The 24206-nt window shown below is 71.8% G+C and carries 20 protein-coding genes; 13 read left to right on the plus strand and 7 right to left on the minus strand.

All coding sequences use genetic code 11. The features are described from left to right. Positions 1 to 79 precede the first annotated feature (79 nt). On the minus strand, positions 80 to 652 hold the full coding sequence (locus tag EIL87_RS11005; protein WP_125090133.1) for a peptide deformylase: 573 nt from the start codon (positions 650 to 652) through the stop codon (positions 80 to 82). Between the two features lie 353 nt (positions 653 to 1005). Here EIL87_RS11005 and EIL87_RS27420 point away from each other — a divergent pair, with 353 nt between their 5' ends. Further along, positions 1006 to 1254: a DUF3263 domain-containing protein gene (locus tag EIL87_RS27420; RefSeq protein ID WP_233576180.1), complete on the plus strand. Its 249-nt coding sequence runs from the start codon at positions 1006 to 1008 to the stop codon at positions 1252 to 1254. Then, positions 1254 to 1904 carry a LytR C-terminal domain-containing protein gene (locus tag EIL87_RS11015; RefSeq protein WP_125090135.1) on the plus strand — a complete coding sequence of 217 codons (651 nt, stop codon included), beginning with the start codon at positions 1254 to 1256 and terminating at the stop codon, positions 1902 to 1904. Before EIL87_RS27420 ends, EIL87_RS11015 begins: the two co-directional genes overlap by 1 nt. 1 nt (position 1905) lies before the next feature. Here EIL87_RS11015 and EIL87_RS11020 read toward each other — a convergent pair whose 3' ends face one another. From EIL87_RS11020 to moeA, 5 genes are all read right to left on the minus strand, one after another. Beyond that, the gene (locus tag EIL87_RS11020) at positions 1906 to 4110 is read right to left on the minus strand and encodes an AAA family ATPase (RefSeq protein WP_125090136.1); all 2205 of its coding nucleotides are present in this window, start codon (positions 4108 to 4110) and stop codon (positions 1906 to 1908) included. A 72-nt stretch (positions 4111 to 4182) separates the two neighbouring features. Then, positions 4183 to 5112, minus strand: coding sequence for a CDP-diacylglycerol--serine O-phosphatidyltransferase (gene pssA, locus EIL87_RS11025; RefSeq protein WP_125090137.1), 930 nt, complete (start codon positions 5110 to 5112; stop codon positions 4183 to 4185). Continuing rightward, on the minus strand, positions 5109 to 5822 hold the full coding sequence (locus EIL87_RS11030) for a phosphatidylserine decarboxylase (RefSeq protein ID WP_125090138.1): 714 nt from the start codon (positions 5820 to 5822) through the stop codon (positions 5109 to 5111). Before EIL87_RS11030 ends, pssA begins: the two co-directional genes overlap by 4 nt. A gap of 554 nt (positions 5823 to 6376) precedes the next feature. Then, a complete protein-coding gene (locus EIL87_RS11035; RefSeq protein ID WP_125090139.1) occupies positions 6377 to 8335 on the minus strand; it encodes a M48 family metallopeptidase in 1959 nt (652 codons plus the stop codon). 99 nt (positions 8336 to 8434) lie between these two features. After that, positions 8435 to 9661 carry a molybdopterin molybdotransferase MoeA gene (moeA, locus tag EIL87_RS11040; RefSeq protein WP_233576175.1) on the minus strand — a complete coding sequence of 409 codons (1227 nt, stop codon included), beginning with the start codon at positions 9659 to 9661 and terminating at the stop codon, positions 8435 to 8437. 175 nt (positions 9662 to 9836) lie between these two features. On the opposite strand from moeA, the gene EIL87_RS11045 reads away from it, so the two are divergent. The 5 genes from EIL87_RS11045 to EIL87_RS11065 all read left to right on the plus strand — a co-directional run bounded on the left by EIL87_RS11045 (position 9837) and on the right by EIL87_RS11065 (position 16317). Then, positions 9837 to 10520, plus strand: coding sequence for a TIGR00266 family protein (locus EIL87_RS11045; RefSeq protein ID WP_125090140.1), 684 nt, complete (start codon positions 9837 to 9839; stop codon positions 10518 to 10520). A gap of 306 nt (positions 10521 to 10826) precedes the next feature. Further along, positions 10827 to 11030: a cold-shock protein gene (locus EIL87_RS11050; RefSeq protein WP_093268692.1), complete on the plus strand. Its 204-nt coding sequence runs from the start codon at positions 10827 to 10829 to the stop codon at positions 11028 to 11030. Positions 11031 to 11152: 122 nt separating this feature from the next. Next, a complete protein-coding gene (locus tag EIL87_RS11055; RefSeq protein WP_125090141.1) occupies positions 11153 to 12274 on the plus strand; it encodes a serine/threonine-protein kinase in 1122 nt (373 codons plus the stop codon). 270 nt (positions 12275 to 12544) lie between these two features. Further along, the gene (gene groL / locus EIL87_RS11060) at positions 12545 to 14179 is read left to right on the plus strand and encodes a chaperonin GroEL (RefSeq protein ID WP_125090142.1); all 1635 of its coding nucleotides are present in this window, start codon (positions 12545 to 12547) and stop codon (positions 14177 to 14179) included. A gap of 140 nt (positions 14180 to 14319) precedes the next feature. After that, on the plus strand, positions 14320 to 16317 hold the full coding sequence (locus tag EIL87_RS11065; protein WP_233576176.1) for a beta-N-acetylhexosaminidase family protein: 1998 nt from the start codon (positions 14320 to 14322) through the stop codon (positions 16315 to 16317). A 4-nt stretch (positions 16318 to 16321) separates the two neighbouring features. Here the strand turns inward: EIL87_RS11065 and EIL87_RS11070 are convergent, their stop codons facing one another. Continuing rightward, positions 16322 to 16891: a suppressor of fused domain protein gene (locus tag EIL87_RS11070; RefSeq protein WP_125090144.1), complete on the minus strand. Its 570-nt coding sequence runs from the start codon at positions 16889 to 16891 to the stop codon at positions 16322 to 16324. An 86-nt stretch (positions 16892 to 16977) separates the two neighbouring features. Between EIL87_RS11070 and EIL87_RS11075 the strand changes: the two genes are divergently transcribed. From EIL87_RS11075 to EIL87_RS11100, 6 genes are all read left to right on the plus strand, one after another. Further along, positions 16978 to 17841 (plus strand): AAA family ATPase, encoded by an 864-nt coding sequence (locus tag EIL87_RS11075; protein WP_125090191.1) that lies wholly within the window; start codon positions 16978 to 16980, stop codon positions 17839 to 17841. 66 nt (positions 17842 to 17907) lie between these two features. Then, the gene (locus EIL87_RS11080; protein ID WP_125090145.1) at positions 17908 to 19056 is read left to right on the plus strand and encodes a vWA domain-containing protein; all 1149 of its coding nucleotides are present in this window, start codon (positions 17908 to 17910) and stop codon (positions 19054 to 19056) included. 52 nt (positions 19057 to 19108) lie between these two features. Then, entirely contained in the window at positions 19109 to 20227 is a 1119-nt protein-coding gene (locus EIL87_RS11085; RefSeq protein WP_125090146.1) for an XdhC family protein, read from the plus strand. A gap of 112 nt (positions 20228 to 20339) precedes the next feature. Further along, on the plus strand, positions 20340 to 20906 hold the full coding sequence (locus EIL87_RS11090; RefSeq protein ID WP_125090147.1) for a (2Fe-2S)-binding protein: 567 nt from the start codon (positions 20340 to 20342) through the stop codon (positions 20904 to 20906). After that, on the plus strand, positions 20903 to 23335 hold the full coding sequence (locus tag EIL87_RS11095; RefSeq protein WP_125090148.1) for a xanthine dehydrogenase family protein molybdopterin-binding subunit: 2433 nt from the start codon (positions 20903 to 20905) through the stop codon (positions 23333 to 23335). The genes EIL87_RS11090 and EIL87_RS11095 overlap by 4 nt, the downstream gene beginning before the upstream one ends. Then, a complete protein-coding gene (locus EIL87_RS11100) occupies positions 23332 to 24186 on the plus strand; it encodes an FAD binding domain-containing protein (RefSeq protein ID WP_125090149.1) in 855 nt (284 codons plus the stop codon). Before EIL87_RS11095 ends, EIL87_RS11100 begins: the two co-directional genes overlap by 4 nt. Positions 24187 to 24206 lie beyond the last annotated feature (20 nt).

Genomic DNA, 24206 nt, shown 5'->3' on the forward strand with positions numbered 1-24206 from the left:
GCAGTGGCCGAGGCTACGGCGTCGGCGCGGCGGAGGACAACAGTGCGGACGGGATGTCCTCCGCACGGCGCACCGCGGCTCACTCGGCGAAGGGGTCACCCAGTTCGGCCGGGTCCCAGCTCAGGCCGGGAACGCCCCAGCCGTTGCGCTTGACCATCTTCTTCGCCGCACGGGAGTGCCTGCCGATGAGCCGGTCCAGGTAGACGTAGCCGTCGAGGTGGTCGGTCTCGTGCTGCAGGCAGCGCGCGAAGAACCCGGTGCCCTCGACCTCCAGCGGCTTGCCGTCCACATCGGACCCGATGACCTTCGCCCAGCTCGCGCGCCCGGTCGGGTACGACTCACCCGGGACGGACAGGCAGCCTTCCCAGTCCTCGTCGGGGTCCGGCATCGTCTCCGGGACCTCCGAGGTGGTCAGCTCCGGGTTGATCACCACGCCGCGGTGCTGCACGCCTTCGTCGTCCGGGCAGTCGTAGACGAACAGCCGCAGGTCGACACCGATCTGGTTGGCCGCCAGACCCACCCCGTTCGCCGCGGCCATCGTCTCGAACATGTCCCCGACGAGGGTTCGCAGCTCCTCGTCGAAGTGCTCCACCCGTCGGGTCGGGTGGTGCAGCACGGGATCGCCGTAGACGCGGATGGGGTGAACAACCATGCGCGGACTCTATCGGTTCCCCAGGTCAGCCACTCGGGTGCGCTCTTGCGCGTGGAACACGGCGTGTGATCCGCTCACCGCCTAGATCGGGACGTGGTTCAATTGGTCCGGGAATGACAGCCGTGTGATTCTCCGCGACCGATCGCGAGGCGAGGAGCCGGATGGACGCCGCCCAGATGCTGACCGCGCAGGAGATCGCCCGTCAGTGCGAACAACTCGCGCGCACGCACGGGCAGGACCAGGCGCCGGAGCGCCGCCGGTTGCACCTGGCCGATCCGATCACCGAGCCCATCGAGCGGGTCGTCGACCCGCCGGAGGAGGCGGACGAAGAACCGGCCCCCGTCGATCGCGAGTTGACCGATCGCGAACGCAGCATCCTCGCCTTCGAGGCGCAGTGGTGGAAGCGCTCGGGCAAGAAGGACGTCGCGATCCGGGAACTCTTCGACATGTCCGCGTCGCGGTACTACCAACTGCTGAACACTCTGCTGGACTCTCCCGCCGCGTTCCGCGCGGACCCTATGCTGATCAAGAGACTGCGCAAGGCACGGGCGGCACGGCAGCGCGCGAGGGCCGCTCAACGACTGGGAATCGAGTTGCACTGATGAGTGTTGGGGAACCGTCCGGCGGGCCTGGCGGGGCCAAGCTGATCGGTCTGGGCCTGATCGGGGTCGGCGTGCTCGCGGCCGTGTTCGGGTCCGTGACCCTGATGTCCGACGAGTCCACGGACACCGCCCAGCCGCTGCCGCCGGACCCCACCTCGCAGGTCCAGTCGCCGCCGGAACCCGCACCGCCGCCGGTCCTCCCGCCCGAGCAGCCGCCCGCGGAGCAGCCCTCGGCGGTCCTGCCGCCGCCCCCGGTGCCGCCGCAGACCACCCAGCCAGCCCCGGGTTCGGAGCCTGCCCCCGGCCCCGGTCAGGGTCAGGACGTCCCGGTCGGTTCCGGCAAGGGCACCGAGCAGATCATCGTGCGGGTCTACAACAACTCGACGATCTCCGGGCTGGCGCACCGCGCTGCTGAGGACCTCCGCAAGGCCGGGTACCAGGTACCGGAGGTCGGCAACTACTCCGCGGGCAAGATCCCGACCACCACGGTCTTCTTCCGCCCCGGGACCGACGAGGAGCGGCAGGCCAGGCAGCTCGCCGCGCGGATCGGCGCCCGCGCCGAGGCCCGCTTCGACGGGATACAGGACGCCACGCCCGGGTTGATCGCCATCATCACCAACGACTACAAGGGTCCCTCGGTCGGCAAGTGACTCAGGGCCGGTGGTTCTCGGCGTAGGCGGCGAGGGTCTCGAGCTGCGCCGGGTCCAGTGACGGGCGCACCGACTTCCGCGCGGTCGCGAGGTGGTCGGCGGTGACTTCCGCTGCGGTGAGCGATTCCCGCATGGCCGTGAGCGCCGCCTCCCGGACCAGCGCCGTGCAGTCCGCGGCGGAGAAGCCGTCGAGGGACCCGGCGAGGACCGCGAGGTCGACGTCGTCGGCGAGCGGGGTGTTCTGCGCCGCCGCTTCGAGGATCGCCCGGCGGGCCTCCGCGTCCGGCGGCGGGACGTACACCAGCCGTTCCAGCCGACCGGGACGCAGCAGGGCCGGGTCGATGAGCTCCGGCCGGTTCGTCGCGGCGAGCACGACCACGTCGCGCATCGGCTCGACGCCGTCCAGCTCGGTGAGCAGGGCCGCCACCACGCGGTCGGCGACACCGGAGTCGGACGACTGGCCGCGCCGCGGCGCCAGCGCGTCCACCTCGTCGAGGAACACCAGCGCAGGCGCAGCGCCCCTCGCTCGCAGGAACAGCTCCCGGACCGCGCGCTCGGACTCACCGACCCACTTGTCCATCAGCTCGGCGCCTTTGACCGTGAGCACGTTGAGCCGTCCGCTCCCGGCGAGCGCGCGCACCAGGTAGGTCTTGCCGCAACCGGGAGGGCCGTAGAGCAGCACGCCGCGCGGCGGGTCGACTCCCAGGCGGGTGAACGAGTCCGGGTACTGCAGCGGCCACAGCACCGTCTCGGTGAGGGCCTGCTTGACCTCGGTCATGTCGCCCACGTCGTCGAGGCTGAGCCCGCCGGTCTGCAGGTTGTCCGAAGTGGACATCGAGATCGGGCGGACCGACGAGAGGGCGTCGAGCAGGTCCTGCCGCCGGATCCGCGGGTCGGTGGGGTCGTCGTGGTGCCGCAGCGCGGCGCCGAGCGCGGCCTCCCGGCACAGCGCGAGCAGGTCGGCGACGACGAACCCGGGTGTGCGCTCGGCGATCTCGGCGAGCCGGACGTCGTCGTCGAGCGGGGCTCCGCGCAGCAGCACGCCGAGCAGGTCGGCGCGGGTGGTGTCGTCGGGCAGGCCGAGGGTGAGCTCGCGGTCGACCAGCCCCGGTTCGCGCAGCCGCGGGTCGACCGACTGCGGGTTCGCGCTGGTGACGACCACCGCCAGGCGTTCCTGGCCGACGGCGTCGCGGATCGCGTCGAGCGCGACGGTGGCCAGCGGCGGGGGGTCGGACTCCGGCAGCAGCGCTTCGACGTCGGTGATCAGCAGGACCCGGTTGCCGGAAGAGGCCGTGGCGCGGTCGACGGCCTGCTGCAGCCGGGACGCGGCGGTGCGGGCCTCCAGCGCGGCGAGGCTCGGGGCGGCGACCTCGACGAGCTCGGCGCCGACCTCGGCGCACACCGCCCGCACCAACGTCGCCTTGCCCACGCCCGGCGGGCCGCTGATGAGCGCGCCGAGGCGCGGTTCGGCGCCGAGCCTGCGCAGCAGGTCGGGTTGGTCGAAAGCCAGGCGCAGCCACTCCGTCAGCCGCCGGGCGGTGTCGCGGGAGCCCACCAGGTCGGCGACCGGCACCTCGGGGTGCTGCTCGACGGCGGGCGCCACGGACGCGGGGGCCGCTGGTGCGGGAGGGGTCTCCGGCGCGGGTGCGGAGTCCTGCCACTCGACCACTGTGGACGGTTGGACGGCCACGGCTCCGCCGGGCTCGGTGGCGGCGATGGTGATGAGCTCGTTGGTCCAGGTCAGGCCGATCGCGGCGGACATCTGCCGCCGCACCTCGCCGGCGCGCGAGGAGGAAGCGGGGGAGAGGTCCTGCGGCAGCAGCGACACCGCGTCACCGCGGGAGAAGACCTTGCCGGTCAGCGCCAGCCGCAGGGTGTCGGTCGAGACCGTCGCCCGCGCCATCCGCGAACCGGTGACCCCGACCCGCTTGGCGACCTCCACCTGCGCTGCGGCGACCGCTACGGAGGAGCCCTCGCTCACCCCGAGGTTGAGCAGCGCCACGTCGTCGAGCAGCAGGAACCCGGTCGGGGAGGTCCGCTCGGCGGCGGCTGCCAGCGCGACCGTCTCCCGCGCGCCGGTGAGCCGCACCGCGCTCCACGGCCGCAGGTCCAGCGCGTCGAGCACCTCCGGGTGCAGCCGCACGACCCCGCGGCGGGTGTCCCGAGCGGAGGTGGACACGCGCGCGGTCAAGCTGATCGAAGCCACCTCGCCGACCTTAGCCGCTGCGGCCCGGGCACGGCGGTGAACACCGCCGTACCCGGGCCGACGAGACGGATCTCAGAAGTCGTCGCGGTTGCGGCGCAGCTCCAGGCGGCGCCAGCTGCGCCGGGGATGTCCGGGCGTGGTGGGCCGGCGCGGCAGCCGCACCCGGCGCGCGGCGCCGGCCATGCTGCGCCGCAGCGGCGGGCGGATGCCCAGGCGCCGGTTGCGGCGGCGGATGGCGCGGCGCTCGCGAGGCGCGGCGAGCCAGGCCTCGGGGTGCTTCGACAGCCACTCGTAGCGGTAGACCGCGTAGGGGATGTGCAGCAGGTAGAGCACCATCGCGATGACCAGCGAGAGCAGCGGGAACACCACCACCAGCGCGGCCAGCAGCGCCACGCCCACCAGCAGCGGCGCCACGACCTTCGGCGGCACCTTGACGGTCTTGAGCGACAGCGTGGGCACCCGGCTGACGGCCAGCGCGGCGATGAGCACCATCCACAGCATCACCACCGGCTGCTGCGCCCACCAGCCCGGGTACTCGAAGTGGGCGGTCAGCGCGAGCGGCAGCAACGCCAGCAGACCAGCGGCGGGCGCGGGCACGCCGACGAAGAACTCCTTGGCGAACGGCGGCTGCTCGGCGTCCTCGAGCAGCGTGTTGAACCGCGCGAGCCGCAGCACCATGGCGACCGCGAAGATCAGCGACACCACCCAGCCGGCCCGGTTGTCCTGCATGTGCCAGGCGTAGAGGGTCAACGCCGGCGCAACGCCGAAGGACATCGCGTCGGCCAGCGAGTCCAGCTCGGCGCCCATCTTGGAGGTCGCGTCGAGCAGGCGGGCGATCCGGCCGTCGAGGCCGTCGAGCACCGCGGCGGCGGCGACGGACCCGATCGCGAAGTCCAGCTGCCCGTTGAGGGCGAACTGGATCGCCGACAGGCCGGCGCACATCGCCAGCACGGTGATCGCGTTGGGCAGCAACCGGACGCCGGGGGTGGTCCGCATGCTCATCGGTCGCGCTTCCCCCTGGGCAGTTCGGCCAGCGGCGTTTCGCCGCCGATGGTGCGCTGGCCCGGTTCGACGAGGACCTGGCTCTCCGCGGGGACGTACAGGTCCACGCGAGACCCGAACCGGATCAGGCCGTAGGTGCTCCCGGCGGAGGTGGTGTCGCCCTCGGCGACCTCGCACACGATGCGGCGGGCGACGAGCCCGGCGATCTGCACGACCGCGACGCGGGTGCCGTCGTCGGTGCGGAGGGTCATCGAGTTGCGCTCGTTGTCCTCGCTCGCCTTGTCCAGGTCGGCGGAGAGGAACTTGCCGGGCCGGTAGACGACCTTCTCGACCGTGCCGCTGACGGGCACGCGCTGGACGTGCACGTCGAAGATGGTCAGGAAGGTGCTGATGCGCGTCATCGGCTGCTCGCCGAGGCCCAGCTCGGCCGGTGGGACGGCGCTTTCCACGTGCGCGACGGCGCCGTCGGCCGGGGCCACGGCCAGGTCACTGCGGGTGGGGGTGGTGCGCGCCGGCTCGCGGAAGAACCACGCGCACCAGGCGGTGAGGACGGCACCGACCACGCCGAGCGGGCGCCAGGTGCGGCGCAGCACCAGCGTGGCGACGGCGGCGCCGATGACGAACGGCCTGCCTGCCGGGTGCATCGGCGGAACGGTGTCCTTGGCCAGCGCGATCAGGTGCGCCAGCGGGCTCTCGTGGGTGCTGCTCATGGAGGTTGTCGCGCCCCTGCGTCGGAGGTCATGTCTGCGCGGCGCGGGAGTCCCTGCCTGCGCCGCCGACGTACAGCATCGCGGACGCTCCATCTCCGCTGTGGCCAGGGGCCGCAGTCGATCAAGAACACCCTGCCTGACCTGCACGTATCTCGCGCCGAGATGCTACAGCTCGAAAAGCCGGGAGTCACCCGTACGGGTGAGCAAGCGGTGGGTCTCCCTCCGCCTCCCCGCACCCGGACGGCGTCGTCGTGGTGACCGGCAGCCTGCCGTGGCGCGAACAGCGGTTTTGCTGACTGGGAGTCACCAAATGCGTTGCCAACGTCCTCCGATAGCGGCTACGGCCAGGCTGTGAACTCAATTACACTAGAAACCGCGTCACGAACCGTTGATCAGTCCATCTCCTTCGTGTCCGCACAGAGGCGCCTTCGCTTGCCAGGCGCCGCGGACCGCGGGAAGAGGGCCGTGCGCCGTCGGGGGGCGCACGGACCCGATATCGAAGAGGCCGTTCGGCGCCTACGGGGAGGCGCCGAACGGCCTCTTCGCCTTCCGGTTCAGCCCAGGGACAGCGCGGGCTCGTCGAGCTCCATGCGCGCCCCCATCAGCTCCGCCAGCCCGTTGTAGGGCTCGCCGTGCTCGACGCCGTCGGCCGTGCTGCGCAGGGTGAGCACCGAGACGCCCTCGTGGCCGCCGGTGACCACGCGCAGGTCGTCGAGCGTCGACATCGCGTACTCGTCGAGGTAGAGGTCCACCTCCAGCGACCACCCGGCCTTGTCCTGGTCGAGCCGGGCGCTGGCGATGTCGCGGCTGTCCACCCACTGCGCGCCGGAGCGCTCCCGCAGTTCGAGGACCGGGCGCGAAGCCAGCTCGCTGAGCTGCTCCTCCTCGGCTTCGCGGAGCATCGCCAAGGTGCCCGCGAGCAGCCGCTTCGCCGCGCTGGCGTCGCTGGGCAGCAGGAGCAGGCCGCGGTCGGTGACCAGCAGGTCGTAGGCCTCGCCGGAGCACTGCACGGGGCTGACGATGCCGGCCAGCGTGGGCTCGGGCTCCTCGGCGGGCTCGCGGGTGTGGTGCAGCGGGACGCCGAGGTCCACCAGCACCCGGTGCAGGCCGGGGATCAGCCGCGGGTCGGCGACGGCCGGCCGCACCAGCCGGTCCGGGTCCAGCGGGCGGCCGTTGGCCAGCCGCACCGCGGGCGGACCGCCCCAGTCCAGCTCGTGGTGGGCGCGGCCGGCGCAGATCAGCGCGTCGACAACGGTGCACCCGAGCAGCTCGGTGAGGGTGTCCTCGGCGGCCTGGTCGAGCGTCGAGGGGTGCAGTCCCGGGTTGAGCACCGGGTTGACCAGGTCGCGGCCGTACCCGCGGTGGATCGCGGCGAGGACGCCCTGGATGGTCGGGTCCACGCCCAGCCCGCACTGGTGGGCCGCGGCGCTGAGCCGCCCGGCCTTCTCCGCCACCTGCGCGGCCCCGGCCAGCCGGACGACCTCCGGCCACGGCATGCGCGGGCCGAGGGAGTCGACCAGCAGCCGGTCCTCCAGCTCGGGCACGGCGCTGCGCGGCTTGCGCAGGACCGCGAAGGCCGGGCGGTCGTCGGCCTCCTTGTCACCGGCCTTGATCCGCTTCATCAGCTCGACCCGGGTGCGGACCGGCAGTTCGCCGCGTTCCTCGGCGATGGCCTGCTTGGCGCGCTCGGCCAGCTCGGGCTTGCGCGCCGGGTGGTCCACGAAGCTGCGGAAGCCCAGCAGCACGTCGGGCGCGTGGCCGATGTCGGCGGCCAGGCTCAGGTACTGCTCCGTGTAGTCCCGCCAGGCCAGCTCCACCGCGACGGACTTGCGCAACGCCATCACCGCCGCCCGCTTGCCGGCGACGCGCGCCGCGGCCGCGTCACCGGCGAGCACCAGCTCCTTGGTGGTGGTCACGGCGATCGCGGTGAACACCCGCGCGTACCCGGCGAACAGCCACCGCACCGGGCCGGTCGTGAGCCCGTCGACGGTGCGCTGGACGCTGGCCAGCACCCGGTGCGCGGTCACGGTCAGCTTGCTGCGGCCGGTGAGCCTGCCGACGGAGTGCGCGAGCGTCGCGCCCAGCTCGGCAGTGGTCAGCGCCGCCAGCATCGGCAACCCGATCTCCAGGTAGCGGGTGCGGGTGCGCAGGCCGAGCAGCGCGGTGTCCTCGCGGACGTCGACGCGTGGCTCGGAGGTGATGCGGACCTCGTCGGGCAGCGGTGAGTCGGTGGCGTCGACGAGCTGGTCGACGGTGCGCCAGAGGTTGGGCTGGTTCACCCGGTCGACCGGGACGCCGCGCGGCCGGACCCGGTTGCGCAGCACCGCGCGCAATCCGATGACCAAGACCGCGCCGACGACGATCGCGGCGAAGGCGACCTTCAAACCTCCGACGGTGTCGCGTCGGAACGTCATGCCGGCCATCAGCAGCAGGCCGGCGATCACGCCGAGCGACACGACGAAGAAACCTATGTGCAACGCCAGCGCCAAGGCGGCGCGCCAGGGGCCACGCACGTGCAGAACTCCGGAGTGGAAGTGGAAGGTCGAGCTCGCAGTCTTCGCGACCGCGAGTCGAACAGTCAACGGCGGTGTGACAAGCGATATCGAGTCGATCTAGTCCAGCAACACCACGTCCACTGTGGACCCAGCGGGCAGGTCCGTCACGTCTTCCGGGATGGCCAGCAAGCAGTTCGCCTTCGCCAGGCTGCCCAGCAGGTGAGAGCCCGGTGCTCCCTGCAGGGTGACCTCCCCGGTCGCCGGGTCGAACACGCCGCGCCGGAACTGCCGCTTGCCCGTCGGCGCGGTCAGCTCCCCCGCGAGCACGGCTTGGCGCACGTGCCGCGAGGTCGTGGCGTGCCCGGCGGCGGCCAGCATCGCCGGGCGCACGAAGACCTCGAAGGAGACCATCGAGCTCACCGGGTTGCCGGGCAGCGTGACCACCGCGAACGCGTCCCGGTAGCGGCCGCAGCCCTGCGGCATGCCCGGCTGCATCGCGACCTTGGTGAACTCCACGCCGTTGCCGGCCAAGGCGTCCTTGACCACCTCGTACGCCCCGGCGCTGACCCCGCCCGACGTCAGCAGCAGGTCGGCGGAGTCCAAGTGCTCCTGCAGGGCGGCGTGGAAGGCGTCGACGTCGTCGGGCACGAACCGCAGCAGCGTCGGCTCGCCCCCGGCCTCGCGGACCGCGGCGGCCAGCATCAGTCCGTTCGACTCGTAGATCTGCCCGCGCCGCAGCTCCTGGCCGGGCTCGACCAGCTCCGACCCGGTGGACAGCACCAGCACGCGCACCGGGCGGTGCACGGGCAGCTCGGCGACGCCGACGGCGGCGGCCACGCCCAGCTGTGCGGCGCCGAGCCGGGTTCCCGTGGTGAGCACCACGGTCCCCTCGGTCACGTCCTCGCCGGCGCGGCGCACGTGGGCGCCCGGCTGCGCGGAGCTGAACAGCGCCACCGTGCCGGTGCCGCCGTCGGTGCGCTCCACCGGGACCACCGCGTCGGCTCCGGGCGGCAGCTGCGCGCCGGTCATGATGCGGTGCGCGGTGCCCGGCTGCAGCGGCGGCACGTCGACCCGTCCGGCCGGGATGTCCTCGGACACCGGGAGCTTGACCGGCTCCTCCTGCGTCGCCTCGGTCAGGTCGACCGAGCGGACCGCGTAGCCGTCCATCGCGGAGTTGCTGAACGGCGGCAACGAGATCGGGGCGACCAGGTCGGTGGCCAGCGCCAAGCCCAGGCAGTTCTCCAGCGGCCGCGACTCGACCGGCGTGCGGGTCAGCAGCGAGGCGACCTTCGCGCGGTGGTCGGCGACCGACGTCAGCTCGTGTTGCGGGTTGTGGGACGACACGTCACGCATCATCGGTCATCGGCACCCGCCGTGTCGCCATCGGCACGGGATCGTTCGCGCGCGAGCGGATGGCACAATGCCCCGCCCCCGCGGGGCGCGGACCCGCCGCCGGCGAGGCCGGGTCTTCGTAGAATCGCCGTGCCCGAGCAGATCGGCGGGCGCGAAGGGGGTTGCTGTGCAGGTCCGTGCACGACACACGCCGTCGTACGGGGTCGCCCGGCTGGTGTTGGCACCGGGTGAGCCGGTGCGGGTGGAGTCCGGGGCGATGCTGGCCACCAGCTACGGCGTGACCGTCGAATCGCGCGCGCAGGGCGGGTTCCTCAAGTCGCTGGCCCGGTCGGCGCTGGGCGGGGAGTCGTTCTACGTCTCGACCTACACGGCTCCGCAGCAGGGCGGCTGGGTCGACGTGGCCCCGACGCTGCCCGGTGATCTCAACGTCCTGGAGCTCGACGGCCGGGTCGGTTGGTGCGTGACCAAGGGCTGCTGGCTGGCTTCGGCGAGCACGGTGCAGGTGGAGACGCAGTGGGGCGGCTTCCAGAACCTCTTCGGCGGTGAGGGCGGGTTCCTCACCCGGCTCAGCGGGCAGGGCGCGGCCGTGGTGGCCTGCTACGGCGCGCTGGACGTGGTGACGCTGCAGCCCGGCGAGTACGTCACGATCGACACCGGTCACGTGGTCGCCTACGCCGACACGGTGCAGAGCCAGCTGCGGCAGATGAACCCGGGCGTGGCCCAGTCGCTGAAGAGCGGCGAGGGGCTGGTCTTCGACTTCGCCGGTCCCGGACAGGTGCTGACCCAGACCCGGAACCCGCGCGGCTTGGTCGGCTGGTTGCGCGCGAACGGTCTCGGTGCGCGTTCCTGATGCCGCTTCTCCGGAATGGCGTGAATGGAGTTCGGGCACCTTGTTCGGACTTGTTCGATGCAGTTCGGCCCTTCATGAGGTGAGGCTTCCCGATGTTTTCCGCGGGGAGTGGAATTCGATTGCGACACTCGGGGGAATTAGGTCGCGCTGATAACGCAACGTGGCGGCGCCGGCCACCCGTTCGGCCCAGCGTTTAACGGGAAAGTCGTATTGCCGAACCGGCGACGTGCCCGATTTTCCGGAGTAGTGTGGCCGATGCTCCAGCGGCGCTCGCGCCGTGCATCACAGTTTCTTGAGGAGGACGCCGTGGCGGTCGGCACGGTCAAGTGGTTCAACTCGGAGAAGGGCTACGGATTCATCGCGACGGATGGTGGGTCCGATGTGTTCGTCCATTACTCCGCGATCAACATGTCCGGTTTCCGAACCCTTTCCGAGGGAGATCGGGTCGAATTCGAGGTGAAAGCCGGCCGAGACGGCCGAACTCAAGCCGACGGCGTTCGCAAAGTCTGAGAGAACTTTCGCACCAGGTCGTCGTGCGGCCCGGTCCTCCCGCTGCGGGGGGCCGGGCCGCAGCGCGCGGAGTCGTCGAAACCTGCGCCCGAGCACGACCTGCGACGGTTAGGCTGCGCCCTGTGTCGGATGACTTGACCGGTCGGAAGCTCGGCCACTACAAGATCGACGGCGTGCTCGGTCGCGGTGGGATGAGCGTGATGTACCGCGCCACCGACGTCCGGCTCGGCCGCAAGGTCGCGTTGAAGGTGATGGGGGAGCACATCACCGGCGACACCGAGTTCCGCGAGCGCTTCGTCGACGAGGCCCGCAACACCTCGGCCATCGACCACGCCAACATCGTGCCGCTGTACGACTTCGGCGAGGTCGACGGCATGCTCTACATCGCCATGCGGCTGGTCGAGGGCAGCGACCTGGCGGGTCTGATCTCCGAGGGGCCGATCTCGCCGAAGCGCTCCCTGGAACTGCTCGGGCAGATCGCCGAGGCGCTGGACATGCTGCACGAGCGGGGCCTGGTCCACCTCGACCTCAAGCCGGCGAACGTGCTCGTCACCTCCCGCGAGTCGGCGCACGAGCACGTCTACCTCGCCGACTTCGGGCTGACCCGGCGCGGGGCGACCGGCCACCGCACGTCCTCCGGAGACTTCCTGGGATCGCCGACCTACGCGGCTCCCGAGCACCTGCGCGGTGAGCCGGTGGACGGCCGCACCGACCAGTACGCGCTGGCCTGCATGCTCTTCGCCTGCCTCACCGGCCGCCCGCCGTTCGGCGGTTCGGTGCAGGAGGTCATCCAGGGGCACCTGGCCGCCGAACCGCCGGCGCCTGGCTCGCTGGTGCTGCTGCCGCCCCCGATCGACGACGTGCTGCGCCGGGGGATGGCCAAGCGCGCCGACCAGCGCTACGCGAGCTGCCAGGGCCTGATCGCCGCGGCCCGCGCCGCGCTCGGCCCGGCCGCGGGGGAGGCCCCCGCGCCGCCGCGGCTCGCGCAGCAGCCCGTCGCCCCGCACACCCCGCCCCAGGTCCTCCCGCAGCAGGTGCCGCAGCCGCCGAGCCCCTACGCTCAGAACTACGCCGGGCACCAGCAGCCGGTGCGGCTGCGGCCGCCGGTGCCGGCCGGGTCCTCCTCGTTCGCGAGGACGTCCTCGGGCGGTGCCGCGAAGTGGATCGTGCCGGTGCTGATCGGTGTGGCGCTGCTGGTGATCGTGCTGCTCTTCGTGGCGATGGCCTCGGCCGGGGGGAGCTAGGGGCTCCCGCGCCGCCCGGCCCGGTCGCCGACGGGGTGACCCGCGTGGGTGCTGCTTGCACTCCCCACCTGTGAGTGCTAAACACGGTACTGGCACTCATCAAGGTTGAGTGCCAGGTCGGGACGGTGAGGTCGTTCCGGCGGCGCCACATGACGGCGTCGTCGCACGATCGTCCGTCGCGGGCACCGAGCCTGGCCGAGCAGAGTCCTGCCGTCGATGCACTCATCTCGTGCACCGGCGGCGTCCTGATAGGTGGAGGACCACACCGCAATGGCCAAGATGATCGCGTTCGACGAGGACGCCCGCCGCGGTCTTGAGCGCGGCATGAACACCCTCGCCGACGCCGTCAAGGTGACGCTCGGCCCCAAGGGCCGCAACGTCGTGCTCGAGAAGAAGTGGGGCGCGCCGACCATCACCAACGACGGCGTCTCGATCGCCAAGGAGATCGAGCTCGAAGACCCGTGGGAGAAGATCGGGGCCGAGCTGGTCAAGGAGGTCGCGAAGAAGACCGACGACGTCGCGGGTGACGGCACCACCACCGCCACCGTGCTCGCCCAGGCCCTGGTTCGCGAGGGCCTGCGCAACGTCGCGGCCGGCGCCTCCCCGATCGCCCTGAAGCGGGGCATCGAGAAGGCCACCGAGGCGATCGCCGAGCAGCTGCTCAAGAACGCCAAGGAAATCGAGACCAAGGACCAGATCGCCGCCACGGCCGCGATCTCCGCCGGCGACCGCCAGATCGGCGAGCTCATCGCCGAGGCGATGGACAAGGTCGGCAAGGAAGGCGTCATCACCGTCGAGGAGAGCAACACCTTCGGGCTCGAGCTCGAGCTCACCGAGGGCATGCGCTTCGACAAGGGACTCGTCTCGATGTACTTCGTGACCGACACGGAGCGCATGGAGGCCGTTCTCGACGACCCGTACATCCTGCTGCTGAGCGGCAAGGTGTCCAACGTCAAGGACCTCCTCCCGCTGCTGGAGAAGGTCATGCAGGCCAACAAGCCGCTGCTGATCATCGCCGAGGACGTCGAGGGCGAGGCCCTGTCCACCCTGGTGGTCAACAAGATCCGCGGCACCTTCAAGTCCGTCGCGGTCAAGGCCCCCGGTTTCGGCGACCGCCGCAAGGCGATGCTGCAGGACATGGCCATCCTCACCGGTGGTCAGGTCATCAGCGAAGAGGTCGGCCTCAAGCTGGAGAACGCCGACCTGAACCTGCTGGGCCAGGCCCGCAAGGTCGTCGTGACCAAGGACGAGACCACCATCGTCGAGGGCGCCGGCGACGACGAGCAGATCGCCGGCCGGGTCAACGAGATCCGCGCTGAGATCGAGCGTTCGGACTCCGACTACGACCGCGAGAAGCTGCAGGAGCGCCTGGCCAAGCTGGCCGGTGGCGTCGCCGTCATCAAGGCGGGTGCGGCCACCGAGGTCGAGCTCAAGGAGCGCAAGCACCGCATCGAGGACGCGGTCCGCAACGCCAAGGCCGCCGTCGAGGAGGGCATCGTCGCCGGTGGTGGCGTGGCTCTGCTGCAGGCGGCGCAGATCGCCTTCGACGGCCTCAAGCTCGAGGGCGACGAGGCGACCGGTGCCAACAGCGTCAAGCTGGCCGTCGAGGCTCCGCTCAAGCAGATCGCGGTCAACGCCGGTCTCGAGGGTGGTGTCGTCGCGGAGAAGGTCAAGAACCTGACCCCGGGCAACGGCCTCAACGCTGCGACCGGCGAGTACGAGGACCTGATCGAGGCCGGCGTCATCGACCCGGCCAAGGTCACCCGCTCGGCGCTGCAGAACGCCGCGTCGATCGCCGCTCTGTTCCTGACCACCGAAGCCGTGGTCGCGGACAAGCCGGAGAAGGGTGGGGACGCGGCTGCCGCGGCCGACCCGACCGGTGGCATGGGTGGCATGGGCTTCTGAGTCCCACCCGCAGCTGACGAGGGCCGCTCCCGATCCCGGGGGCGGCCCTTCGTCTTCGCGCCAGGCGGCAGGTGCCCCGGTCGGGTCACGCCCGGATGTGTTGGACTGGGGTGTCACCGGTCGATGGGATGGGGAGCTCGATGCGCGGTTCAGCCAGGTCGTTGGTGGTGTTCGTGGCCGGGGTGATGGCCTTGGCCGGCTGCACGAACTCCGCACCCGCGCCGCAGCAGCCCGCACCGGAGAGCTCCGACGCGTTGGCCGGCGAGGGCGTGCCGTCCGTGGTCCCGCAGCCCGAGGACATCACCCGGCTCGGCGACGACGTCGCGGTGCGCGGCAAGGTCGAGGTCGTGGTGGACCCGCTGGTGGACCGCCAGACCCAGGACCTGGCCAGGCGGGTGTTCGACCTCGCCGGAGCCGACGAGGTCGTCGTCCGCCCGCCCGGTGCGCCCGCCGGGGACGCCGCGCTGCGCGTGCGGATCGGCGAACGCACGTCCCCGACCGTGGTCAAGGGCCTGCAGGAGGCGCGCATGGGCGCCCCGGTGCCGATGGAGCGCGAGGCCTACGTTCTCGCGGTCCGGCCGGACGCCGACGCGGAGGTGTTCATCGGTGCCTCCGACCCGGCAGGGGCCTACTACGGCGTGCAGACGCTGCGGCAGCTGATCACTCCCGGCCGCGTCGCCGGTGTCGGCGTGCTGGACCGCCCCGCGATGCCGCTGCGCGGCGCGATCGAGGGCTTCTACGGTCCACCGTGGACGCACCAGGAGCGGATGGACCAGCTGGCCTTCTACGGCGACGTCAAGCTCAACACCTACGTCTACGCGCCCAAGGACGACCCGTACCACCGGGAGAAGTGGCGCGAGCCCTACCCGGAGCAGGAGCTCGGCGAGGTGCGCGACCTGATCCGCCAAGCCGGTGCGCACCACGTCAAGTTCACCTTCGCGCTCTCGCCGGGCGGCTCCATCTGCTACAGCGATCCGCGCGACTTCCAGGCGGTGCAGGCGAAGTTGCAGGCCATGTACGACGAGGGCGTCCGCGACTTCTCGCTGCCTCTGGACGACATCTCCTACACCCGCTGGAACTGCGCGGGCGACGAGCGCGTCTACGGCCGCCCGTCGGAGGGCGCGGCCGGGCGTGCGCAGGCCGACCTGCTCAACCGGGTGCAGCGCGAGTTCGTCGACACCCACCCCGGTGTGGCGCCGCTGCAGTTCGTGCCGACCGAGTACTCCGACGTCGACGACTCCGCGTACAAGTCGGCGATCCGCGAGGTGCTGGACCCGCGCGTGCTGGTGATGTGGACCGGCGACGGCGTGATCCCGCGCCAGATCACCAAGGCCGACGCGCAGAAGGCCGCAGCGGTGTGGGGTCGTGAGGTCTTCCTGTGGGACAACTACCCGGTCAACGACTTCAACGGGTCACGCGGGCGGATCATGCTCGGCTCCTACGACAAGCGTGAGCGCGGGCTCAGCGACCAGCTGGCCGGCGACGTGGTCAACCCGATGAACCAGGCGGCGGCGAGCAAGGTCGTGGAGATCGGCGCGGCCGACTTCGCCTGGAACGACGAGGACTTCGACCCGCAGCGGGCGTGGCGGGCCGCCGCCGAGTACCTGGCCGGCGAGCGGCTCGCGGGTGACGAACCGGGGCTGCAGGCCGATCCGGCGACCGTCGAAGCGCTGCTGGTGTTCTTCGACCTGGAGCACATGGCACCGGTCGCCAACGGCTCGGCCTGGCTGCCACCGGCCCCCGAGCTCTCCCGTCGCCTGGACGCGTTCCACGCGGCCTGGGCGGGTGGCGACCGCCAGGCGGCGGCCCGCGACCTGCGCGCCTACGCGCAGCTGATCGCCGACGCGCCGGAGCGCATCCGTTCCGGGGCGCCGCAGGACTTCGTCACCGACACGAGCCACTGGCTGGCCGCGACGGACCAGTGGGGGCAAGCGCTGCTCGCCACCACCGCAGGACTGGAGGCCCGCGCCGCGGGCGACGAGAGCCTGGCCCGGGCGCGGTTCGACGAGGCGCGCTGGGCGGTCGACGCGGCGAAGCGGATCCGCTCCACCACCGCCGAGGTCCGCCCGGCGGGCCAGGTCCTGGTGGCGGACGGCGTCCTCGACACCTTCCTCGCCCAGGCCCCCGGCATGCGGTGACGGCTCAGGAGGACTGCTCGACGCCGACGTCGTCGCGGAAGATGTCGACGAGGTCGGTTTCCCGGGCCTCCCACCGGTCGTAGAGCGCGTCGCGTCCGTACCGGGCGACCAGCTGCGACTCCGCGCGGGTGATCGGGACGAGCGTGATCAGCTGCAGCACCGGCTGCCCGTCGTCGAGCAGCACGTCGAACTCGTCGCCGAGGTAGGGGTGCGGCGCCGCCAGGGCACCGGCGATCGCGGTGTCGGGCAGCAGGACGCGGTCGTTCATGATCAGCGCGCCGTAGCCGACCCGCGCCTGCGACTCGGTGAGCAGCTCGGCGATCACGCCGACCAGGTGCTTGGCGTAGACCTCCTGCTCCTTGCGCAGCGTGCACAGCAGCTCTTGCGGCAGCGGCGCCCCGGCCGTGTGCTCGCGGAGACCGCTGGTCAGCACCGTCACGTGCGCGTCGTCCGCGTGATCGCAGTAGACGAGGTTGTACGCCCGCTCCCGTCCGCCCGCGCTGCGGCTGTCGGCACCCCGCACCCTCCCGACGTGCTTCTCGACGTGCGCCGGGAACCCCTGGAACCTGCTCATGCCCCACCTCTGGATCGACCGACGCGCATCCTATGGGGTCACGGCGTGCGGTCGAATAGGCTCGGGGTGTGGCTGACGCTCCCGAGATGAAATCACCGGCCGAGGTCGCGGCGGCGCTGGACGAGACCGGTTACCTGCCCGACGACGGGATCGCGACCGCAGCGTTCCTGGCGATGCGGATGCGACGCCCGTTGCTGACCGAAGGCGAACCGGGCACCGGCAAGACCGCGCTCGCCCAGGCCTTGGCCTCGGCGCTCGGGGTGGACCTGATCCGCCTGCAGTGCCACGAGGGGATCGACGCCGCGCAGGCGCTCTACGACTGGGACTTCCCGCGCCAGCTCCTGCACCTGCGCACCCTGGAGGCCGTCTCCGGCGGTGAGCTCGACGCCGACGCCGCCGAGTCCTCGCTCTACACCCCGCGGTTCCTGCTGGCCAGGCCGCTGCTGCGGGCGTTGCAGGAAGCGCCGTGCGTGCTGCTGGTCGACGAGGTCGACCGCGCCGACGACGAGTTCGAGGCCTTCCTGCTGGAGGTGCTCTCGGAGTACGCGGTGAGCATTCCCGAGTACGGCGAGGTCCGCGCTCAGGAGCCGCCGATCGTCATCCTCACCTCCAACCGCACCCGCGAGGTCCACGACGCCCTGAAGCGGCGCTGCCTCTACCACTGGCTGGAGCACCCGGGCCTGGAGCGCGAGGTCGCCATCCTCCGCCGGCGGCTCCCGGGCGTCGACGTCCGCCTGGCCGAGCAGGTCGCGGCGGCTCTGCAGCGGATGCGCCAGATGGAGCTGCTCAAGCCCCCGGGCGTGGCTGAAGCCATCGACTGGACCCAGGCCCTGCAGGCCCTGGGCGCGACGTCGCTGGACACCGAGTCGGCGGCCACCACCCTCGGCGCCGTCCTCAAGTACCGCGAGGACGCCGAACGAGTCCAATCAGCAGGCATCGCCACCCCATGACGGCGACCCGGGGACGGAAGCGCAGTGATCGGGCGGACCCGAGGTGACCAGGAGGGAGGTGCGGCGATGGCGGAGACGGTGACCGGGCTCGTGGGGTTCGCGCGGGCGTTGCGGCACTCCGGGATGGCCGTGGGACCGAACCGGGTGCAGAGCTTCCTGGCGGCCGTGGAGCAGGTGGGGCTCGACGAGCGCGAGGGCGTGTACTGGGCAGGGCGGTTGACCCTCTGCTCCGAGCCGGACGACGTCGCCCGGTACGACGCGGCCTTCGAGACCTGGTTCAGCGCGGAGCCGATGCGGGTGGAGCAGCCGGCCGGGCCGGTGTCGCGTCCGGCGCGGATCGCGGCGCTCAGCGCCGACGCCTCCGACGGCGAGGGCGACGGGGAGGGCGACGACCCGCTCGCGGCCGCCGCCAGCGACGCGGAGGTGCTGCGGAACCGCGACGTCACCGAGCTCAGCGCCGCTGAACGCGAGCACCTCCGCCGGATGCTGGCGGTGCTGCGCCCGGAGCCGCCGACGCGGCCGGCGCTGCGCCGCGAGCCGGGCAGGCGCGGGGCGCTGAGCCCCCGCGCGACGCTGCGGTCGATGCTGCGCTCCGGGGGAGAGCCGGTGCGGTTGCCGCGGCAGCACCGCTCCCGGCGGGCCCGCCGCGTGGTGCTGCTGATCGACGTCTCGGGCTCGATGAGCCCGTACTCCGACGCGCTGCTGCGCTTCGCGCACGTCGTGGTCCGCCGCGCTCCGGCGAGCACCGAGGTCTTCACCCTCGGGACCCGGATGACGCGGGTGAGCAGGCAGTTGCGCCAGCGCGACCCGGAGAGCGCGCTGCAGGCGGCCTCCCGAGCGGTCCCCGACTTCTCCGGAGGCACCCGGTTGGGTGACACTCTCCGGGTGTTCTTGGACAGGTGGGGACAGCGCGGCATGGCGCGCGGTTCCGTCGTGGTGCTCTTCTCCGACGGGTGGGAGCGCGGCGACGCCTCCGAGCTGGCCGACCAGATGCGCCGGCTGCACCGCCTGTCGCGCGGCGTGATCTGGGCGAACCCGCACGCGGGGCACGACGGATACCAACCCGTGCAATCCGGAATCATCGCGGCCCTCCCGCACGTTGACCGGATGGTGGCCGGTCACAGTCTGAGGTCGCTCGAGGACATCTGGTCATGGGTTCGCAGGCTGTCGCAGTCCGGGGAGCAGCTCCCCGGCGTACCGGTCGGTTTCGCCTGACACCGGCCCTGGTGGATGCTTGGAGGGCCGGTACGGCCCGTGGAGGTGCGCTGTGCGTGACGTGTTGGACGACTTGACCAAGCGCTGGGAGGCCGGCGAGTCCGTCGGACTGGGCACCGTGGTGGCCACCTTCCGCTCCGCTCCCCGCCCGGCGGGCGCCTCGATGCTCGTCACCCAAGAGGGTGAAGCTGTCGGCAGCGTCTCCGGCGGCTGCGTGGAAGGCGCTGTCTACGAGGAGGGCACGGCGGTCCTGCAGGGCTCCGAGCCGGTGCTGCGGCGGTACGGAGTCAGCGACGACGACGCCTTCGCGGTGGGCCTGACCTGCGGCGGCATCCTCGACGTCTTCGTCGAGCGGATCGACCGGGAGACCTTCCCGGACCTCGACGAGGTGGCGGCCTCGGTGCGCGCCGAGGAGCCGGTCGCGGTGGCCACCGTCGTCGAGCACCCGGACCCGGCGAAGGTCGGCACCCACCTGCTGATCTGGCGCGAGCGGGTGCGCGGCTCGCTCGGCGCCTCGCGGGTGGACGACGCGGTGGTCGACGACGCGCGCGGCATGCTCGCCAGCGGCCGCAGCGGGGTCATCGAGTACGGCCCGGAGGGCCAGCGCCGCGGCGAGGGCATGCGGGTGTTCGTCAACTCCTTCGAGCCGCCACCCCGCATGCTGGTCTTCGGCGCGATCGACTTCGCCGCCGCGATGGCCCGGATGGGTGCGTTCCTGGGCTACCGGGTGACGGTCTGCGACGCCCGCCCGGTGTTCGCGACCAACAGCCGCTTCCCCGGCGTCGACGACGTGGTCGTGGACTGGCCGCACCGCTACCTCGCCAACGAGGCGGAGCAGGGGCGGATCGACGAGCGCACCGCGGTCATGGTGCTCACCCACGACCCGAAGTTCGACGTCCCGGTGCTCAAGGAAGCCCTGCGCATGGACGTCGGCTACATCGGTGCGATGGGCTCGCGGCGCACGCACGAGAACCGCCTGGACCGGCTGCGCGAGGAGGGCGTCACCGAGGAGGAGCTGGCCCGCGTGTCCTCGCCGATCGGCCTGGACCTGGGTGCCCGCACTCCCGAGGAGACCGCCGTGTCGATCGCGGCCGAGCTGATCGCGCTGCGCTGGGGCGGCCGTGGTGTGAGGCTTTCCGATGTGGAGGGTCCGATCCACCACCACGACTGAGTTGCTCTTGCTCTCGCCGGGACGGAGTAGGACCCTCTAGCGGAGTGACACCCGTCACTCGGCGGAGAGTCGTGTTCCCGAACGATCGCGCTCCTGGCGAGGAGGCCGTTCCATGCCCCGCATCACCGTCAACGTAGACGGCACGAAGTACACCGACGAAGTGGAACCGAGGACGCTGCTCGTGCAGTACTTGCGCGAGCAGCTCGGCAAGACGGGCACCGTCGTGGGTTGCGACACCAGCAACTGCGGTGCCTGCACCGTCCACATGGACGGGCACAGCGTCAAGTCGTGTTCGGTCCTGGCAGTGCAGGCCGACGGCCACGACGTGACCACGATCGAAGGTCTGGCCCAGGACGGCAAGCTGCACCCGTTGCAGCAGGCCTTCCACGACAACCACGCGTTGCAGTGCGGTTTCTGCACGCCCGGCATGATCATGCAAGCGCTCGACCTGCTCGCCGACGATCCCGAACCGGATGAGCAGGCGGTGCGCGAAGGCATGGAGGGCAACCTCTGCCGGTGCACCGGCTACCAGAACATCGTCCGAGCGGTGCGCGACGCGGCCCAGCGCATGGAACCGGGCGCCGGGCCCGCGGCCGAGCACACCGAGGACACGCCCATGCAGCGCATGCCGGCTGACGAGCGGGCCGGCGCCGAGGCCACGGGAGGTCGCCAGTCATGACGGCAGTGGCAGAACCGGAACTCGGGCGTTCCCGCAAGCGCAAGGAGGACGCGCGGCTGGTCACCGGCCGCACGCGGTGGACCGACAACCTCGCCCCGAGCGGGACGGTCCACATGGCGGTCTTGCGCTCGCCCATGGCCCACGCCCGGATCACCTCGATCGACACCGGAGCGGCCGAGGAGATGCCGGGAGTTATCGCGGTCGTCACCGGCCGCGACATCGCCGACGTCCAGGGCAGCCTGCCGTGCGCGTGGCCGATCACCGAGGACATGAAGTCCCCGCCGGCGCCACCGATGGCCGTCGACGAGGTGCACTTCGCCGGCGAGGCCGTCGCGATGGTCGCCGCCCGCTCGGCGGCCGAGGCGCGCGACGCGATGGACGCCATCGACGTCGACTACGAGGACCTGCCGGTCGTGCTGGACATGCCCTCGGCGATCGAGGACGGATCACCGCTGGTCCACCAGGACCTCGGCACCAACACCAACGCGGTGTGGACCTTCGACTCGGCCGAAGCGGGCACCGGTGGGCACGTCGAGCAGGCGCTGGCCGACGCGGAGGTGCGCGTCGACCGGACCTTCCGGCAGCAGCGGCTGATCCCGGCGTTCATGGAGCCCCGCTCGGTGGTCGTCGACCCGACCGGTGAGCAGATCACCGTCTGGTCGGCCACCCAGGTCCCGCACATCCTGCGCGTCATGCTCGCCATGACGCTGGGCGTGTCCGAGAGCAAGATCCGGGTCATCGCACCCGACGTCGGCGGCGGTTTCGGCGGCAAGCTGCAGGTCACGCCGGAGGAAGTGCTCACCTTCCTGATGGCGCAGCGGCTCGGGCGTCCGGTCAAGTGGACCGAGACCCGTTCGGAGACGATGGTGTCCGGCCACCACGGCCGCGACCAGATCCAGAAGCTGTCGCTGGCGGCCACCCGCGACGGGCGGATCACCGGGCTCAAGGTCGAACTGCTCGCGGACATGGGTGCCTACCTGCGGCTGGTCACGCCGGGCGTGCCGATCCTGGGCGCGCTGATGTTCAACTCGATCTACAAGATCCCGGCGTACCACTTCAGCTGCACCAACGTGTTCACCAACAAGACGCCGACCGACGCCTACCGCGGCGCCGGGCGTCCGGAGGCCACCTTCGCCATCGAGCGGATGATGGACGAGCTGGCCGCCGAGCTGGGCGTGGACCCGATGGAGGTGCGGCGGAAGAACTGGATCGCCCACGACGAGTTCCCGTACACCACGGTGGCGGGACTGACCTACGACTCGGGCAACTACGAGGCGGCGACCGACAAGGCGGTGGACCTGTTCGGCTACACCGCGCTGCGCGAGGAGCAGGAACGCCGCCGTCGCGAGAACGACCCGGTCCAGCTGGGCATCGGCATCTCCACCTTCACCGAGATGTGCGGGCTCGCGCCCTCGCGGGTGCTGGGGTCGCTGTCCTACGGCGCGGGCGGCTGGGAGCACGCGTCGATCCGGATGCTGCCCACCGGCAAGGTCGAGGTCGTCACGGGCTCGTCCCCGCACGGCCAGGGGCACGTGACGGCGTGGAGCCAGATCGTGGCCGACCGGCTCGGCGTCCCGTTCGAGGACGTCGAAGTGCTGCACGGCGACACGCAGATCTCACCGCGCGGCATGGACACCTACGGGTCCCGGTCGCTGGCGGTCGGTGGCATGGCCGTCGTCGCGGCTGCCGACAAGGTCGTCGACAAGGCCCGGCCCGTCGCCGCGCACATGCTCGAGTGCTCCGAGGAGGACCTGGAGTTCGCCTCCGGGCGGTTCAGCGTCCGCGGCACCGACCGGGGCGTGGGCATCACCGAGGTCTCGCTCGCGGTCTTCGCCGCGCACGACCTGCCCGACGGGGTCGAGCCGAACCTCGACTCCGACGCCACGTTCGACCCGGAGAACTTCTCCTTCCCGCACGGCACCCACCTCTGCGCGACCGAGGTGGACACCGAGACCGGCGAGGTCAAGATCCGCAAGTACGTGTGCGTGGACGACATCGGCTCGGTGATCAACCCGCTGATCGTCGAGGGCCAGGTGCACGGCGGGCTCGCGCAGGGCATCGCTCAAGCGCTCTTCGAGGAGGCCGTCTACGACGAGACCGGCACGCTCACCACGGGCACGCTCGCCGACTACCTGGTGCCGTCGGCCGCCGACCTGCCCGAGTTCACGACCGACCGCACCGAGACCCGCGCGACCTCGAACGCGTTGGGCGTCAAGGGCGTGGGCGAGGCGGGGACCATCGCCTCCACGCCGGCGGTGGTGAACGCGATCGTCGACGCGTTGCGGCCGATGGGCGTCAACGACGTCGAGATGCCCTGCTCGCCGCAGCGCGTGTGGCGGGCGATGACCGGCGCCCGAGCGTCCGGTCAGACCGCGCCGGAGGCAGGCGGCGGACTCGGTTCGATGAAGCCCGAGGGAGGTGCCCAGTGATCCCGGCCCAGTTCGAGTACGTCGCGCCGTCGAGCGTCGACGAAGCGGTCTCCGCGCTCGCGTCGGCAGGCGAGGACGCCAAGGTGCTCGGCGGCGGGCAGAGCCTGCTGCCCGTGCTGCGGATGCGGATGGCCGATCCGAGCACGATCGTCGACGTCGGCCGCATCCCCGAGATGCGGGGCGTGCGCGAGGACGGCGACCAGCTCGTCATCGGTGCCATGACCACCCACCACGAGGTGCAGCGGGACCCGCTGATCCGGCAGCACGCCGAGCTGCTCTCGCTGGCTACCCGCACCGTGGCCGACCCGCAGGTGCGCCACCGGGGCACCTTCGGCGGCTCGCTGGCGCACGCCGACCCGGCCGGTGACCTGCCGGCCCCGGCGCTCGCGCTGGACGCGGAGATGGTCATCGCCGGCCCCTCGGGCAGGCGGACGGTCCCGGCCTCGGAGTTCTTCGTCGACTACTTCACCACCGCGCTGGAACCTTCCGATCTGCTGGTCGAGGTGCGGATGCCGAAGTGGACCGGGTGGAACGCCCACTACGAGAAGTTCAACCGGGTGGCCCAGGCCTGGTCGATCGTCGGCGTCGCCGCGGCGGTGCGGGTCTCCGGCGGCGCGATCGCCGAAGCGCGCATCGCGCTGACCAACATGGGCGCCACGCCCATCCGCGCCACGGGAGTCGAGCAGGCGCTGGTCGGCCAGCAGGCCACCGCCGAGGCCGTCCGAGCGGCGGCCCGGCACGCCACCGAAGGCACCAGCCCGGCCGGCGATGCCAGCGCGGACGTCGACTACCGCGAACACCTCGCCGAAGTGCTGACGGGTCGGGCGGTCCTGGCGGCAGCAGGAGCCTGATCGCGCTCGTCTGGTTCGGG

The sequence above is a fragment of the Saccharopolyspora rhizosphaerae genome (assembly GCF_003931915.1).
GTDB lineage: Bacteria > Actinomycetota > Actinomycetes > Mycobacteriales > Pseudonocardiaceae > Saccharopolyspora > Saccharopolyspora rhizosphaerae.